Origin of the sequence: Arachnia propionica, from assembly GCF_037055325.1 — a bacterium.
Classification (GTDB): Bacteria; Actinomycetota; Actinomycetes; order Propionibacteriales; family Propionibacteriaceae; genus Arachnia.
Map to the genome: position 1 here is coordinate 2,430,757 of NZ_CP146373.1, position 14,594 is coordinate 2,445,350.

The following is a 14,594-nucleotide window of genomic DNA, read 5'->3' on the forward strand; positions in this document are numbered from 1 at the left end:
GGCCGTCGCCAAGAATCCCGTCGGTCACGCATCCACTCGAAGACATCGACGGCCTCCTTGTGGTCGACAACCCGGCTCCAGCAGGCGAAGCGGGTCATGGCGTCGTGGATCGGCACCACCGCGCGGCCGGGGACGGAGTTATCGAGCGCCCTGACGCGCCCTGCCGTCCGGGTCCGCCCACCGCCCGAGCGTCGGCAGGACAACGGCCAGGTAGGAGACGGCCTCGTCCTCGGAGATGCCGGCTGCCTTCGCCATGTATGGGGCGCTGTGTTCGATGAAAGCGTCCAGCGACTCCTCGCCGGTGAAGGAGCCGTCGAGATAGCACCAGGTGCAATACTCCTTCGACTGCGTACCGTCAGCCTCGGCGCCGTAATCCGTTTCCTCGCCCAAGGGAAGGCCACAACTCTGGCAGCGGGGCTCCGGGGGCATCTCCAGGAGCCGAGTGACTGGCACATCGAGCGCGGCTGCGAGGAGTTTGCACATGTCCACGCCCGGGGTCGTCGCTCCGGTCTCCCATCTGGACACGGCCTGGCGGGTGACGAAAACTTTCCCCGCCAGGTCGCTCTGCGTCATGCCCTGAGCCTCCCGGGCCGCGCTGATGATCTCTCCGATACTCATGCTGCTCCCTCGCTTCCGTGGCTCTCGACGTGGCCACGTTCCTCAGGGAACCACACCCCTGCTCCGGCGTCGAGCAACACTTTGTTGCGCCGGCGATACTGCGTCGCGGCACCCACCACCAGGGCACTGGGCACTGGACGGCACATTCCTGTCGCCATGGCCGTGGGCCGCACCCGGGCGCGGTCAGCGCTGTGAGATATCCCCGGGGCGGGGCAGCGGGCCCACGAGTTCGTGGGGAACGTAGGGTTCCTCGAGGAAGGCGATCTCCTCCTCGGTGAGAGTCAGTTCGAGGGCCCGCACGGCGTCATCGACGCGACTCGGTCGCGAGCAACCGACGATGGGAGCCGCCACACCCTTGGCCCATAGCCAGGCCAGGGCGACGTCCGCCATCGCCACGTGGTGACGCTGGGCGAGTTCGGCGACGCGCTCGATGATGGGCATGTCGGTCTCGCGTTCGCGGTCGTACTTGCCGCGCATGGTGGCGTCGGTGGTGGAGCGCACGGAGTCGGAGTCCCATGTGGGTCGGGTCAGATGTCCGGAGGCCAATGGACTGTAGGGGATCACCGACATGCCGTACTGGCGGCACACGGGAATCATTTCCCGCTCATCCTCACGGTAGAGCAGGTTGTAGTGGTTCTGCATGGAGGAGAACCGGGTCCAGCCGTGGGCATCAGCGGTCACCTGCATGGTATGCAGCTGGTAGGCATACATGGACGACGCCCCCAGGGCCCGGACCTTCCCGGAGCGCACGAGAGTATCGAGGGCCTCCAAGGTCTCCTCGACCGGGGTGGCGTAGTCGAAACGGTGGATGATGTACAGGTCGAGGTAGTCGGTGCCCAGACGCTTCAGGGTGCCGTCGATCTCGCGTTCGATGGCCGGGCGCGACAGGTGCCCTTCGTTGAAGTAGACCTTGCTCGCCAGCACCACGTCCTCACGTCTGACGCCGAGGTTCTTCAGCGAGGTTCCGATGAATTCCTCGCTCGTGCCATGGGAGTAGACGTTGGCGGTGTCGATAAAGTTGACGCCCAACTCCAGGGCGCGAGCGATCACCGCCTGGGTGGCCTCCTGATCGATGACCCACTGGTGAAAGTCCGGGAAGGCCTTCCCGAAACTCATGCCCCCGATGCACAGTCGGGGGATGGTGATGTCCGTCGTGCCGAGTCGGGCGTGTTCCATGTCCAGTCTCCTTCGGCGTGTGAGTCGGGCGCATCGGAGGCGCCCCGGCCCAGTCTGCCCCGAGCAGGGCCCCGCGGCCAGGTTCTGGCAGACCCCTCACACCCCCGCCCGCGGCGGCCGGGCTGCGGCGCGCCCGGCCATCGCGCATTCCGTCGCCCAGAACTCATGGACGCAGGCAGGCCAGCGGAATGACGAGGACGCCGTCGTCACGGCGGTATGCGGTGGCGCCCGCGGTGACCACGGCGAGGAAGGACGGCTCGCCCATGCGATTCGCATCCACGCGCTCACGCAGCCGCCTCAGATGAGCCGCGGCCTCATCGAGCTGACGGCTGCCGAGTTTAACCTCGATCGGAGCCCACCGCCCATCCGCGAGGACGATGACGGCGTCCGCCTCCAGCCCGGTCTTGTCCCGGTAGTGGAGGAGAGTCCCGTCGATTGCCTCGGCGTAGACCCGCAGATCGCGCACGCACAGCGACTCGAACTGCAGGCCGAAGGCCTCGAAGTCACGAAGCAGGTCGGCGGGCGTCCAGCGCATGACTGCGACGCCGATCGACGGATCGACGAAGTGCCGGGTCGGGCTCGTGCGAATCGCGGTCTTGGAGCGAAGCACGGGATTCCACGCCGGCAGGTCCTCCACGACATAGGCGCGGGTGAGGGCGTCGAGGTAGTCGCTGACCGTGTTGGGCGCCATGGCGCCGTCGTTGACGGCTAGGTCCGCCGCGATCGTCGTCTGCGAGGCCTGGGTAGAGACGTGACGGGCGTATGCACGCATAAGGGCGCGCATACGGGTCGAATTCCGTGAGACGCCGTCCATGCGCGCGACATCGGAGTCGATGAGCCCCTCGACGTAAGTCCGCGCCAGGCGACCGGGGACCGACGTGGCCCCCGCTGTGACGGCGGCGGGCCATCCCCCGCGGCACAAGACCCGGGCGATATCCTCGACGTCGAGCGGGGCGACATCGGCGACCTCCTCCTCTCCGTCGAAGAGACGCTGCAAAGAGATCCGACCGCTGGAATCCTCCGACTCGAAGAGAGTCATGGTCCGCATGACCATGGGGGCGATCCTCCCGACGCCGGAATGCGCCCCGCCGACGGCGGGTGTTGACGAGCCGGTGAGAACGAACTGCCCCGGCTCCCCGCGAAGGTCGACGGCGAAGCGGACAGCGTCCCACAACTGCGGCGCCATCTGCCACTCATCGATGAGCCGGGGCGTTCGCCCCTCCAGGAGAGCCGAGGGTTTGGCGTCGGCGAGTGCGAGGTAGGACGCGCTGCGATCGGGGTCCTGAAGATAGACGACGCTGGCGGCCTGCTGCAAAGAGGTCGCCGTCTTGCCGCACCACTTGGGACCCTTCACCTGCACCGCGCCGCTGGTGGTGAGAGCCTCGGCGAGCACACCGTCGGCGATCCTGGCCATATAACGCGCGGGCACCATCGACGCTCCTCGACTGAGAACACTGCTGTTTGGCGAAGAAGTCTACCCCGTTGCCTGAGTTGGACTGATTTTGTTGCGTGAGTTGGACCGGTTTCGTTGCGTGAGTTGGACCGTTTTCGTTGCGTGAGTTGGACCAGTCCCGGATGGGGACACCCCGGCACGTCGGCGCGCTCCGACCTGACTTGTCGCAGTTGAGGTTGGGTTGGTGTCTGTGGATTGTGTTGGTGCTTGTCAGGGCGTTTTGGGTGTGTCGTGTGGGTCACTAATCGGGGGGTAGGTTCTGGTGGGTGAGCCTGTTGTTGCGGAAGGTGAAGACCGCTTCCGGGGCGACAGCTGTGCAGATCGTGGTCAAGGAAGGCCGCAAAAACCGGATCATCGAGCATCTCGGGTTTGCTCATGACGAGGCCGGGCTGGCTGTGTTGATGGCCGCCGGCCGGGCCAAGCTGGTCCCACCAGATCAGCAGATGCTGGACTTCAGCGCAGCGACACCCACGCAGCCTGCGGTGGTTGCTGGGAGCAGTTCCGTCTTGCTGGTTGAGGTGGTCCGGGCTACTTGGAAGGCGTTGGGTTTCGACGTGGTCGGTGATGAGGCGTTCTTCCAGCTCGTGCTGGCCCGCCTGGTCGAGCCGACATCGATGCTGGACAGCGCCCGGGGGTTCTGGCCGAGCTCGGGATTGTTCCGGTGCACCGGGCGACGATGCACCGCTGTCTGGCCAGGATCGCAAGGCGGGGTTACCGAGACCAGTTGGCTGCGGCTTGTTACGGCCACGCCACCAGAGACGGAGACGTGACACTAGTGATGTATGACGTGACGACCCTGCATTTCGAGGTCGAGCACGAAGACAAGCTCCGCAAGGTCGGATACAGCAAGGAACGCCGCGTCGATCCGCAAATCATCGTCGGGCTTCTCGTGGACCGCCATGGGTTCCCGCTGGAGATCGGCTCCTGGGAAGGCAACAAAACCGAAACCCACACCATCATCCCGATCATCAACCAGAGCCATGACCCGACACCAGCTCGGCGAAGTGGTGGTGGTCGCCGACGCCGGCATGCTGTCGATGACCAACCTCCAAACACTTCACGAGGCGGGATTGGGGTTCATTGTCGGGTCCCGCCCGGTCAAAGCCCCGGGTGACCTCGCCAAACATTTCCGCTGGCATAGGGAACGCGTTCACTGACGGACAACTGATCGACACGATCACCCCCAGGGATAAAACCACCAGGGCCCAGACAGCCAACCCCATTACGGAACGGGCCGAACCGGTTTGGGATCCAATCCGGTATCCGCATTCGTGGCGGGCTGTATGGCACTACAGCCACAAACGTGCACTCCACGACCGTAGAACCCTCACCGCGCAGGAGAACAAGGCCCGGGCCGTCGTGGCCGGCGAGAAGACCGCCCGCAACCCACGGTTCGTGACCACCAGCAAAGGCACCGCTGTCCTCAACGAGGAAGCGCTGACCCGAGCGAAACAACTGGTCGGGTTGAAAGGCTACGTCACCAACATTCCCATAACCGCCATGCCAGGACAGGAAGTGATCGACGCCTACCACGACCTATGGAACATCGAACAATCATTCCGGATGTCCAAACACGACCTCAAAGCCAGGCCAATCTTCCACCACCAAGCCGAAGCGATCGAAGCCCACCTCACCATCGTGTTCACCGCTCTCGCCATCGCCCGCCAGCTCCAAACCACCACCGGCATCAGCATCAAACGACTGATTCGAACCCTACGCCAAGTCACCATCCAAATCGCCGGTCAAACCATCACCGCCCAACCCCACATAACCCCCGACACCACAGCAATAATCGAGAACATCCTGGGTCACTAAACTGCGACAACTCAGGTCCGATGTCGTCGCGGCCTCCCCGGGGTCTTCCCGGCCAGACCTCGCCGACCTGGGCGAAGACGGCCCTGGCCCGGGGCCAACCCGTGTAGAAGGCGAGCTGGATGACGATCTCCACAATCTCGTCGCGGGTGACGCCGTTGGCCCGACCCATCTCGAGGCGCCCCGCAGGGACCGGATATCGCCCGCTACACCGACGTCGACCCCCCGGAGGCTCCGGTCCTCAGATCGACCAGACGGGGACCGCCTTCACGGTGGCCGTCACGGGGTAGGGCTCCCGGGTCTGGCAGATGACGGCGCCCGCGCCGACGTCGTAGTCGCCGACGTCGGCGAGAACGGAGAAGCCCGCTACAGCCTCACGAGTCACCGTTGCCGAAGTCTTGATCTCAACGGGATGCAGCACACGCCCTTCCTGGATGATCAGGTCGATCTCCCGTTGACGGGCATCCCGGTAGAAATGCACGTTCCGGGCGTCACCGCCGGCGTTGAGATAGGACTTGATGACCTCGCCGACGACGAAGGTCTCAAACACGTGACCGGCCATCGCCCCTCTGCGCAGGGTCTCCGGAGAACTCCACCCCAACAGATGACAGGCCAGCCCCGTGTCCGTGAAGTAGAGCTTGGGAGTCTTGGTGAGCCGCTTGGTCGCATTGGACCAGAACGGGCGCAGCAGACGCACCACGCCGGAGGCCTGCAGGACCGAGAGCCAGCTCTGCGCCGTCTTGGTGTCGACCCCGGCACCCCGGGCGAGGGCGCTGTGATTGACGAGCCCGCCCGTGCGCGCGGCACAGGCGACAAGGAAATGATAGAAACTCGCTTCATCCTTGACAGTGATGAGATCGCGTACATCCCTCTCAAGGTAGGTGCGGACATATCCCATGTAGAAGGCGTCCCAGGACACCGAGGGATCCATGAGCCGGGGCATCGATCCGCGGTGGATCGTGGCCCACAGATCGAGGCCCTCAGGAGACTCGCACCTTCCGTCGTCGCCGACCTCCGACGGAACATAGGGGCCCCTCCCCCTACAACCGGTGAGCTCCCGCAGGGACATGCCCGTCATCTCCAGGATCGCGACCCGCCCCGCGAGCGACTCGCTGACGCCCTGCATGAGGTGGAAGGTCTGGGAGCCGGTCAGCACGACGCACCCCGTCTCGGGGGACTGATCGACGAGAAACTTGACCTGCTGGAACAGCCCGGGAACCCGCTGAACCTCGTCAACGGCCACAGGCAACCGGTTGGCGTCGAAGAAGAGCACCGGGTCCTCCCGGGCGAGCACCTCGGCCCGGGGGTCGTCGAGCGTCACGTAGCGGAAGTCCTCGGGCAGCACGTGTTGCAGCATCGTGGTCTTGCCGACCTGACGCGCCCCGGTCACCAGCACCACCTTGAACTGTCTCATAAGGGACAGCAGCGTTGCCTCGGCCTCGCGATGCCTGTACATGAACCGCCTCCTACCGCGCGATAGCAGGGATTCTACGACACTTCGTGAAAATGTGGATCGCAACTCCAGATTTTCACACCACAGCCTGGAGGACCAGGACGCGATAGCCGAGCCGGGCGAGCTCATGCGAGGGGCAAGGGGCGATGACAGTGGCACTGGAGTGCTCGGTGTTGATGTCCGGGAGGCCGCATGGCGGGGCACGCCACTCGATTCCCCGGACTCGCCGATGTACCTCATCTGGCATCGACAGCAGGTTCTCTCCCCGATCGCCCGGCGCTTCCTGACGCAGGTGAGCACGGCCATCGAGGAGGAAAAAACGAAGGCGTGCCGACAGTGATCACCGCCACTGGCGGTAAAATGTGGCGGTAATCGTCTTCACGCCCCGTACACGACGACATCGACACATGAGGGGACGATCGCATGGTCTACGAGCCGCCGCTGAACCGCACCTCCGAGATCGACGGGTTGTGCATGGAGATCGCCGAACTCGTCGGGGCGCTCGGCCCCGCATCGGCCCTCGGTACAAACCCCGTGCTGCACCGCGAGCTGCGCATCACCACCATTCACTCCTCCCTCATGATCGAGGGGAACACGCTCTCACGCGAAGCCGTCACAGCCATCCTCGACGGCAAGCGCGTCCTCGGTCCCGCTGATCAGATCCTCGAGGTCACCAACGCTCGTCGCGCCTACCAGCTCATGGATGACCTGGACCCCCTCTCCCCGGACGATCTCCTGCGCACCCACGGCGTCATGATGCGCGGGCTCATTGGCGACGCCGGACGGTACCGCTCCGGGAACGCAGGGGTTTTCGAGGGGAGCAGGCTCATCCATGCGGGCACACCGGCCCGATACGTCCCCGAGGTCATGTCGGATCTGTTCGGCTGGATGGCCTCGACCGATCTCCACCCGCTGCTGGTCTCCTGCGTCTTCCACTACGAATTCGAGTTCATCCACCCCTTCTCGGACGGAAACGGGCGGACGGGACGCCTATGGCACACACTGTTGCTGTCGCGGTGGCGGCCGGCGCTGGCGTGGCTGCCGGTCGAAAGCGTGATCCGGGACCGCCAGGAGAGCTACTACGGAGCCATCGCCCGCTCGAACGCGCAGGGCTCGAGTGAGGCCTTCGTAACCTTCATGCTCACGGTCATCCGTGACGCGCTCACTCCCTATACGACGACTCCCTCGATTCGGGACCGCCGAGAACAGGCGCTGTCGTTCCTCGGCGCCAACCCGAATGCGACCATCGCGACGCTGGCCGAGCACCTGGGATGCTCGCGCAGGACAGCGGAGCGCCTGGTCGCCGGGCTGCGTCAGTCGGGACATGTGGCCCGGCACGGCAGCGCCCGGGCGGGAACATGGCGGATCATCGGCGATGCCGGCCTCACGTGAATGCCGGTCAGGATCGCAGTGCCCGGGCGGGAAGGTCACGACACCACCCGGATCCGTGAGACACGGCAGATGATCGGCGCTCGTATGGGCCGCCGATTCCATGCCCGAAGTCAGCCCCTGGCGCTCCCAAGCACGCGGCTGCGGAACTGGTCGGCGGTCAGGTGCCGACGGGATGCGATCGCCAGGTACGACAACCCGACGGCGATCACCCCGAACAGCAGCGCCGCCCCGCCGAGCGCCACCAGGCCCGTCCCGCTGGCCAGGAAGGTGCGCACCAGCAGCAGACCGTTGTGCAGCGGCGAGATTCCCGCGAACCCCTGGACCCAGCTCGGCGTGGTGGATGTCAGTCCGAGGGCGACGGTGATCACCAGGGCCAGCACCGAGATCCCGCGCCCCACGTTGCCGAGCCAGCCGGTCAGAGCGTGATTGATGACCGCGAAACTCGCCCCGACCATCGTCAGCAGGGCAGCTGCCCCGAGGGTGCGTCCCGGCGTCAGTTCGAGAGCCATACCGACCGCGACGCCGAACAGCAGGCCCTGGACCGCGCCGAGCGCGGCTGGGGGCCAGAGGGTGCGCAGCCACAGGGTCGCGCTAATGCGGGAGGAGGCAATCAGATCGGAGGGAATGGGCCGGGCGAAACTCCACGACAGCAGCGACCCGAGCCACAGGGCCGCCACCGCAAGCAACGCTGCCAGCGGCACCATCGCCGACTCGTAGACCTTCCCGTCCTTCAGCACGGGCGAGGCGACCACCTGCGACAACGTGTTGCGGTCGGATTCGCTGTAGCTGGGTAGTTTCGACCTGGCCTCGGAGAGCTTGTCGTGGAAGGTCCCGAGCCCCTGCGACAGTTCCCGCGACCCTGCCCCGAGCCGCAGCAGCCCCGCAGCGAGCTGGGTTGCCCCGTCGGCTGCCTGGCCGACACCGGTCACGTACTTGCCGGTGCCGTCAGCCAGCTGCCCGGCCCCGGAGGAGAGCCGACCCACCCCCGAGGAGAGCTGACCGGTCGCGTCGGCCAGTTGCGCCGATCCGCTGGCGAGTCGGTCCGCTCCCTCGGCCAGACGGGCCGTCGCAGCGGGTAGGGCGGAGGTCTGACTTCGCAGTTGCTGCAACCCGCCCAACAGCTGGGTCGCACCGGTGTTGAGCTGTTCGGCGTTAGTGCGCAACGGCCCGGCCTTGGTGAGGATGGTGTCGGCGCCTTCTCGGAGTTTCGTAACCCCACCGGTCAGTTTCTGCGCCTGCTCATTGAGCTTCGACGGCAGCTGTTCCAAAGCGGTCAGGGGATCGGTTCCGGCGGGAACGACCTTCGCCATCGCGTCGCGCAGTTTGATGACCGATTCGGTCATGCCCAACCCCATCCGCGAGAACCCGCGGGCGGTTTCCAGCAGGGTCTTCCCAGTCTTCGGATCGGTGTGCTGCAACACACCGAGGGCAGCCTTCGCTCCTTGCTGGAATCCCTTGCCCAGGGCGTCGTCCACCCCCTGCTGGTAGGCGTCGCGAAGCAATGTGCAGGTCTCGGTGTTCTCCACCGGACACTTCCAGTTCGCGACCAGTCGCTGAGAGAACTCCTTCAACTCCGACGGTGGTGGTGTGTCACCGGAGGCGTACCCGGCCAGCGTGGAGTCGAGTTTGTTCAGTTGGGCGTCGAAGGCCTCGAGCTTGGAACGCACCTCGTCAATGGTGATGCCGTCAGCCCCCGGAAAGTACTGTCTGAGGGCCTGCTGGGCCTCGCGCAGGGTCGGGACGAGCTGCCCAAGTGCTGCCTGCGCCTCCTTCATGGCTTCGGGGTTGAGTTGGGAGTTCAGTCCCGATTCGAGCTGGGCCAGGCCGTCGCGCAGCTGCCCTACCCCGTCGAGGACGGTGACGGTACCCGATGTGTATCCGGGGATACCTTTCAGCAGCGGCGCGGCCCCGTCGGTGAGCTGGTTCACCCCATCCGCGAGCTTGGGCGCCTGGGCGTTCAGCTGAGCGATGCCTCCCGCGAAGGTCCGGGCACCACCTGCCAGGGTACCGGCCCCACCCGCGAGGGTTGACGCTGCACCGTTGAGTTTCTGCGTTCCCTCGGCCAGGGTGGTCGCGGCGCTGCTGAGTTCCTGTCCCCGGGTGGACAACTCACCAAGCCCGTCGGCGAGTTTTCCGGAGTTCTCAGCCGCCGTGTTGGCCCCCTCGGAGAGCTGGGAACCGGCGTCGTTAAGTTTGCCCGCCCCGTCAACGACCTCCTTGAACTGCTCCCCCACCCTGTTGAAGCCGATGTAGATGTTCTCCAGGTAGGCCTTCGTCAGGGTGGCGTTGATGGTGTCGGTGGCCAGGCCCGCGATGTCGTGCGCGAGGGCTGCATCGGCGAAGGGTGCGTTCTGGGAGACCACGACGTCAACGGTGGCTTGTTTCGCGATGGCGGCATCGTTGCTGCTGAAGGAGGTCGCGGCCTCGGAGAATCCCTCAGGGATGGTGACCACTGCGGCATAGCGACCGTCTTTCAATCCGGCATCGGCGTCCTCGGCATCGGCAATGGTCCACGAAATGTTGGGGCCCTCCCGGGCCACCATCTCGGAGGCCAGCTGCCGCCCCAAAGGCACGACCTGTCCGTTGACGGTGACCGCCTTGTCGTGGTTGACCACCGCGGCATGGATTCCTTGCTCGTTGCTGCCGCGCACCAACCCCAGCAGCATGCCGCAGGCAAGCAGTGGCACCAGGGCCAGCACGACGAGCCCCGGCCAACCGAGGCGATGTCCGGAATGAATGCTTTCAGGTCTCATCGCATGCTCCTGACAGATGGGCCGACGACCAGCACGCCGTCGACGGGAAGGGCGTCGAGAATCGATTCGCTACTGGCGCACAGCACCAACGCGGAGGTGCCGTCGCTGCGGAACCTGCTGATCAGCTCGGTCAGGCGTTCGTCGCCCACATCGATGCTCTCGACCGAATCGACGAAGACAACGCTGCCCGGAACCGGACGCAGCAGCGCCAAGGCCTCGGGCTCCCTGGCCAGGTCGGTGTAGCGGGTTCGGCGATGCACAGCAGCCGCAGCTCCGGGAAGTAGCTCCCCCGCCACCCGGGCTCGCCCGGATGTGATGCCGAGCCTACCCGACAGTGCCAGCGCCAGACCGGTACGGGAGGAGACGGGACCCGCGATGCCGATCACGTTCCCGAGCTCCAGCGCCAGGCTGGTGGGCGGCAGCAGATCCTCGACGGCAACCTCGTCGGCGTAGAGCACATGGTCGCCACCGGGCCACTGGGCCAGTTTCAGCTTTTCCGTGAGGACCTCACCCTCGACATCGAAGGTGGGCAGGATCTTGTCCAGCCAGCGGGGCAGCCACCAAGCCCGCTCCCCCAGCAGCGCCATCACCGCGGGAACCAGCGTCATACGCACGCAGAAAGCGTCGATGGCCACACCGACGGCGAGGGCGAAGGCGATCTGTTTGATGGAGCTGATGCCCTCCGGGACGAAGAACGCAAACACCGCAAACATGATCACCGCGGCGGCCACCACCACGGGGCCGGATGCGACCATGCCGTCGCGGATCGCGTCAACGGGTTTTTTGCCGTGCACGTACTCCTCACGGACCCGGGAAATGAGGAACACCTCGTAGTCCATGGCCAGCCCAAACAGGATTCCCATCAGCAGAATCGGCAGGAAGGAGATCACGGGCATCCCGCGCTCCAGGTTGACCATTTCCTTCAGGTAGCCGTCATTGAACACGAGCGTGGTGGCCCCGAAGGCGGCTCCGACCGACAGCAGGAAACCGAGAGTGGCCTTGACGGGCACCCACACCGACCGGAACACAGCGGCCAGCAGCACCAGCGACAACCCGACCACGAGCACCCCGAACGGCAGCAGTGCCCCCATGAGGCGGGAGTTGACGTCGATCTGCATGGCGGTCATGCCCGTGACGGCAGTCTCGACTCCGTAACGTTCCAGCCACTGGTCGTGCCGGTCTCGCAGGGCCTGGACGAGATCGGCGGTGGCAGGGTCGTCGGGTCCGGTGGTGGGCACCACCTGGAGCATCGCGACCTCCGCGTTCTGGTTGGGGGTGGCCAGCGGCACCGCGGCGACACCGTTGATCGCCTCCACGTCCTCCTTGAGGTCGGCCACCAGTTTCAGCGGATCCCTGCTGGAGATGACGTCGGCGGTCAGCACCAGCGGGCCGTTGCGCCCCACTCCGAAATGTTGCGAGATCAGGTCGTAGGTGACGCGGTCTGGGGCCCCCGCGGTGTGCTGCCCGGAGTTCGGCAAGGCGGTACGCAATCCCAGACCCGGGATCGTCAACGCCCCGAGGCAAACCACCACGACCAGCAGCACCACGACGGGATGCCCGGTGGTGACGCGACCCCACCAGGCAAACGCACCACCTCTGCGGGGCCTGCGACGCCGCCGGGGCCTTCTCGGGCGGGGTCGCAGTCGCTCCCCCAACAGCCCCATCAACGCGGGCAGCATCGTCAGCGCGATGAACACCGCCAGCACGATGGCCAGAGCCGCGAACGCACCCATCACAGTGAGGAACGGAATCCCCGACACCCCGAGACCGAGCAGGGCGATGAACACCGTCAATCCAGCGAACACCACCGCCGAACCGGCGGTCCCGACGGCGCGGGCCGTCGACTCCTCCGCCGTCATACCCTCACCCAGCTGGTTGCGATGGCGGGAGAGGATGAATAAGGCGTAGTCGATGCCGACCGCGAGTCCCAGCATCACGGCCAGCATCGGGGTGGTCGAGTTAATGCTGGCCAGACGGGTGAGGAGCAGCATGACGGCCATGGTCACCCCCACCCCCGTGACCGCGGTCAGCAACGGCAGCCCGGCGGCCACCAAGGAACCGAGCACCAGCGTCAGCACCACCAGCGCTACGCCCAACCCGGCGGCCTCCGTGACGCTCAGACTCGGCAGTTCGATGTTGAAGGCCTGACCCCCCATGTCGAGGGTGGCGCCCTGCGGCAACCGCTGGGACATGCGTTCGGCGACGGCAGTGAGTGTGGCGAGCTGCTCAGTGGTCGGGGCGCCCTTGGTGTCGATCAGGATCGCGACGATAGCGGCCCGGCCATCATCGGAAACCATGCCGGTGATCCGTTCGTTCCACGGGGATGCAGCCGAGTTGACGAAGTCGATCGATTCCAGCTCGGTGATGGTGTCCTCGATGACGTCGCGGAAGTCGTCGACCCGACCGCCTTCGGGGGCCACGAAGATCGCGGAGGCCTGAGTCATGGCGCCCTGCGGGAAGGTCATCCGCAGCTTGTCGAGGGCAACCTGGGAGGAGGAACCGGGGATCTTGAACACGTCGGCGAAGCTGCCCCGGAAGGCCAGAGCGGCACCTCCCATGGCCAGGATCACGAGCAGCCACACGGCAAGAACCAGTTTTGCGTGTTGAAAACACCAGCGACCGAGGGCGTAGAGCTGAGCAGACATCTTCTTCCATCAGTGCAGACTTGCATTCGGGGCACAGCCTACTGCGCACCCAAAAGCCTCCACATCCGGGAAGACCCCGGTCCGGACGACACGTCACTGCTCCGTCCGGGACCCCGACGTCACTGCAAAGCGATCCTTGTTCGGTGAGATCCCCGACCTGCTCCAGGCATCAGGCCGGGGTGGACCCCTCACCGTCGGCGCGCTGCTCCGGCTGGATGGGCTCAGGTCTTCTGCGTGCGGACCAGATCGGCGCCACGACACGCTCACGACCACGCCGCGCCAGCATCATGCCCAACACGATGGTCAACGCAGAGATCATGCCCACGGTGACACCGCTGCTCTCGGCGCCGAACACGCCTCCGGTGAGCCAGTCCGGTCCGGTCACGGTGACTTGCAGGAAAGCCGGCAACTCGTTTCCAGAGACCGGTATCCCCAGCAGCGGGCCCTGCACGACGTTCCAGGCGGCGTGGTAGCCGATCGTCACCCACAGGGAACGCGTCAGAGCGTACAGCGTCCCGAGCAACATCCCACCGGCCAGGGCCACCGATATGCCTCCCCACAAGGTGGCACCGGGATTGGCCATGTGCATGAGCCCGAACACCAGCCCGGATCCGATGATCGCCGCCCACGTACCGAACATCTGCTCCATCAAGCGGTAGCCGATCCCGCGGTACAGCAGTTCCTCACCGATAGCCGCGCTGACCCCCGCCCCCAGGACGGTCAGGGCAATGGCTCCCAGGTCCGGCTGCTCCACGACGCTCCACCGGTACCCGCCGGTCAGCGCGATGACACCGCAGCAGACGAGAAAAGCTGCCGCGCCGCCGGCCAGGCCAATCGCCAGTCCTCGGGCCCAGTGCGTTCTGAGCTCATGGATGTTGCGACGCCGTTCCAGAAAGCGGACGACCAGAAAATACGCGCTACTCAACGTCACTATCTGTATGAGCGCAGCGGGAACGGCAAGGACCGTTTGCAATTCCTCCGCGGGCACGAAGTTGCCCATGATGATGTTCAAGGCCTGGCTTATCAGGAACATGGCGATCAGGAAGACGACGAACCGGACGACGATACCGGCAGCTGTCCCTATCTGCCCAGGACCCCAGTACGCGCGCGACGGGATGTCGGGCACAAGACCATTGGATCGTGACGTGCCGGGTTCTTCTGACAAGTGGACGGAGTTTGTCACCAGTAAACCTCCTCGTGGTAGAAAATGTGGTTCGGGCACACCATCGACAACAGCAGCGCCAAGGCTGTCCCGTTGACGCGAGACCGCTCCCGAGAATTCTCGTCACGCA

The 14,594-nt window shown here is 65.5% G+C and carries 11 protein-coding genes and 1 pseudogene; 3 read left to right on the forward strand and 9 right to left on the reverse strand.

Annotation, left to right across the window (positions count from 1 at the left end):
• Positions 1-138: 138 nt before the first annotated feature.
• The 4 genes from V7R84_RS11330 to V7R84_RS11345 all read right to left on the reverse strand — a co-directional run bounded on the left by V7R84_RS11330 (position 139) and on the right by V7R84_RS11345 (position 3,226).
• Entirely contained in the window at positions 139-618 is a 480-nt protein-coding gene (locus tag V7R84_RS11330; protein WP_338569058.1) for a zinc ribbon domain-containing protein, read from the reverse strand.
• Positions 615-752, reverse strand: a complete 138-nt coding sequence (locus V7R84_RS11335; RefSeq protein ID WP_338569061.1) for a hypothetical protein — start codon at positions 750-752, stop codon at positions 615-617. The genes V7R84_RS11330 and V7R84_RS11335 overlap by 4 nt, the downstream gene beginning before the upstream one ends.
• A 49-nt stretch (positions 753-801) precedes the next feature.
• Positions 802-1,794: an aldo/keto reductase gene (locus V7R84_RS11340; protein WP_338569064.1), complete on the reverse strand. Its 993-nt coding sequence runs from the start codon at positions 1,792-1,794 to the stop codon at positions 802-804.
• Positions 1,795-1,957: 163 nt separating this feature from the next.
• Entirely contained in the window at positions 1,958-3,226 is a 1,269-nt protein-coding gene (locus V7R84_RS11345) for an ATP-binding protein (RefSeq protein WP_338569066.1), read from the reverse strand.
• 287 nt (positions 3,227-3,513) lie between these two features.
• Between V7R84_RS11345 and V7R84_RS11350 the strand changes: the two are divergent.
• Positions 3,514-5,062: pseudogene (locus tag V7R84_RS11350) on the forward strand (IS1634 family transposase).
• Here the strand turns inward: V7R84_RS11350 and V7R84_RS15490 are convergent.
• Together V7R84_RS15490 and V7R84_RS11355 are read right to left on the reverse strand one after the other, a co-directional pair.
• Positions 4,998-5,231 carry a carboxymuconolactone decarboxylase family protein gene (locus tag V7R84_RS15490; protein ID WP_412728056.1) on the reverse strand — a complete coding sequence of 78 codons (234 nt, stop codon included), beginning with the start codon at positions 5,229-5,231 and terminating at the stop codon, positions 4,998-5,000. The pseudogene V7R84_RS11350 and the gene V7R84_RS15490 overlap by 65 nt on opposite strands.
• Before the next feature lie 69 nt (positions 5,232-5,300).
• A complete protein-coding gene (locus V7R84_RS11355) occupies positions 5,301-6,515 on the reverse strand; it encodes an ATP-binding protein (RefSeq protein WP_338569069.1) in 1,215 nt (404 codons plus the stop codon).
• Between the two features lie 52 nt (positions 6,516-6,567).
• Between V7R84_RS11355 and V7R84_RS11360 the strand changes: the two genes are divergently transcribed.
• Positions 6,568-6,852, forward strand: a complete 285-nt coding sequence (locus V7R84_RS11360; protein ID WP_338569072.1) for a hypothetical protein — start codon at positions 6,568-6,570, stop codon at positions 6,850-6,852.
• Between the two features lie 83 nt (positions 6,853-6,935).
• On the forward strand, positions 6,936-7,904 hold the full coding sequence (locus V7R84_RS11365; protein WP_338569075.1) for a Fic family protein: 969 nt from the start codon (positions 6,936-6,938) through the stop codon (positions 7,902-7,904).
• Positions 7,905-8,014: 110 nt separating this feature from the next.
• Here the strand turns inward: V7R84_RS11365 and V7R84_RS11370 are convergent, their stop codons facing one another.
• From V7R84_RS11370 to V7R84_RS11380, 3 genes are all read right to left on the reverse strand, one after another.
• On the reverse strand, positions 8,015-10,657 hold the full coding sequence (locus V7R84_RS11370) for a YhgE/Pip domain-containing protein (RefSeq protein ID WP_338569078.1): 2,643 nt from the start codon (positions 10,655-10,657) through the stop codon (positions 8,015-8,017).
• Positions 10,654-13,302 (reverse strand): MMPL family transporter, encoded by a 2,649-nt coding sequence (locus tag V7R84_RS11375; protein ID WP_338569081.1) that lies wholly within the window; start codon positions 13,300-13,302, stop codon positions 10,654-10,656. The genes V7R84_RS11370 and V7R84_RS11375 overlap by 4 nt, the downstream gene beginning before the upstream one ends.
• Before the next feature lie 169 nt (positions 13,303-13,471).
• Entirely contained in the window at positions 13,472-14,485 is a 1,014-nt protein-coding gene (locus tag V7R84_RS11380; RefSeq protein WP_338569084.1) for a type II CAAX endopeptidase family protein, read from the reverse strand.
• Between the last annotated feature and the right edge of the window lie 109 nt (positions 14,486-14,594).

Bases quoted from the DNA above. Each gene is read 5' to 3' on its own strand.
- V7R84_RS11365 (WP_338569075.1), top strand. From the start codon at position 6,936: ATGGTCTACGAGCCGCCGCTGAACCGCACCTCCGAGATCGACGGGTTG.
- V7R84_RS11370 (WP_338569078.1), bottom strand. From the start codon at position 10,657: ATGAGACCTGAAAGCATTCATTCCGGACATCGCCTCGGTTGGCCGGGG.
- V7R84_RS11330 (WP_338569058.1), bottom strand. From the start codon at position 618: ATGAGTATCGGAGAGATCATCAGCGCGGCCCGGGAGGCTCAGGGCATG.
- V7R84_RS11355 (WP_338569069.1), bottom strand. From the start codon at position 6,515: ATGTACAGGCATCGCGAGGCCGAGGCAACGCTGCTGTCCCTTATGAGA.
- V7R84_RS11340 (WP_338569064.1), bottom strand. From the start codon at position 1,794: ATGGAACACGCCCGACTCGGCACGACGGACATCACCATCCCCCGACTG.
- V7R84_RS15490 (WP_412728056.1), bottom strand. From the start codon at position 5,231: ATGGGTCGGGCCAACGGCGTCACCCGCGACGAGATTGTGGAGATCGTC.
- V7R84_RS11345 (WP_338569066.1), bottom strand. From the start codon at position 3,226: ATGGTGCCCGCGCGTTATATGGCCAGGATCGCCGACGGTGTGCTCGCC.
- V7R84_RS11375 (WP_338569081.1), bottom strand. From the start codon at position 13,302: ATGTCTGCTCAGCTCTACGCCCTCGGTCGCTGGTGTTTTCAACACGCA.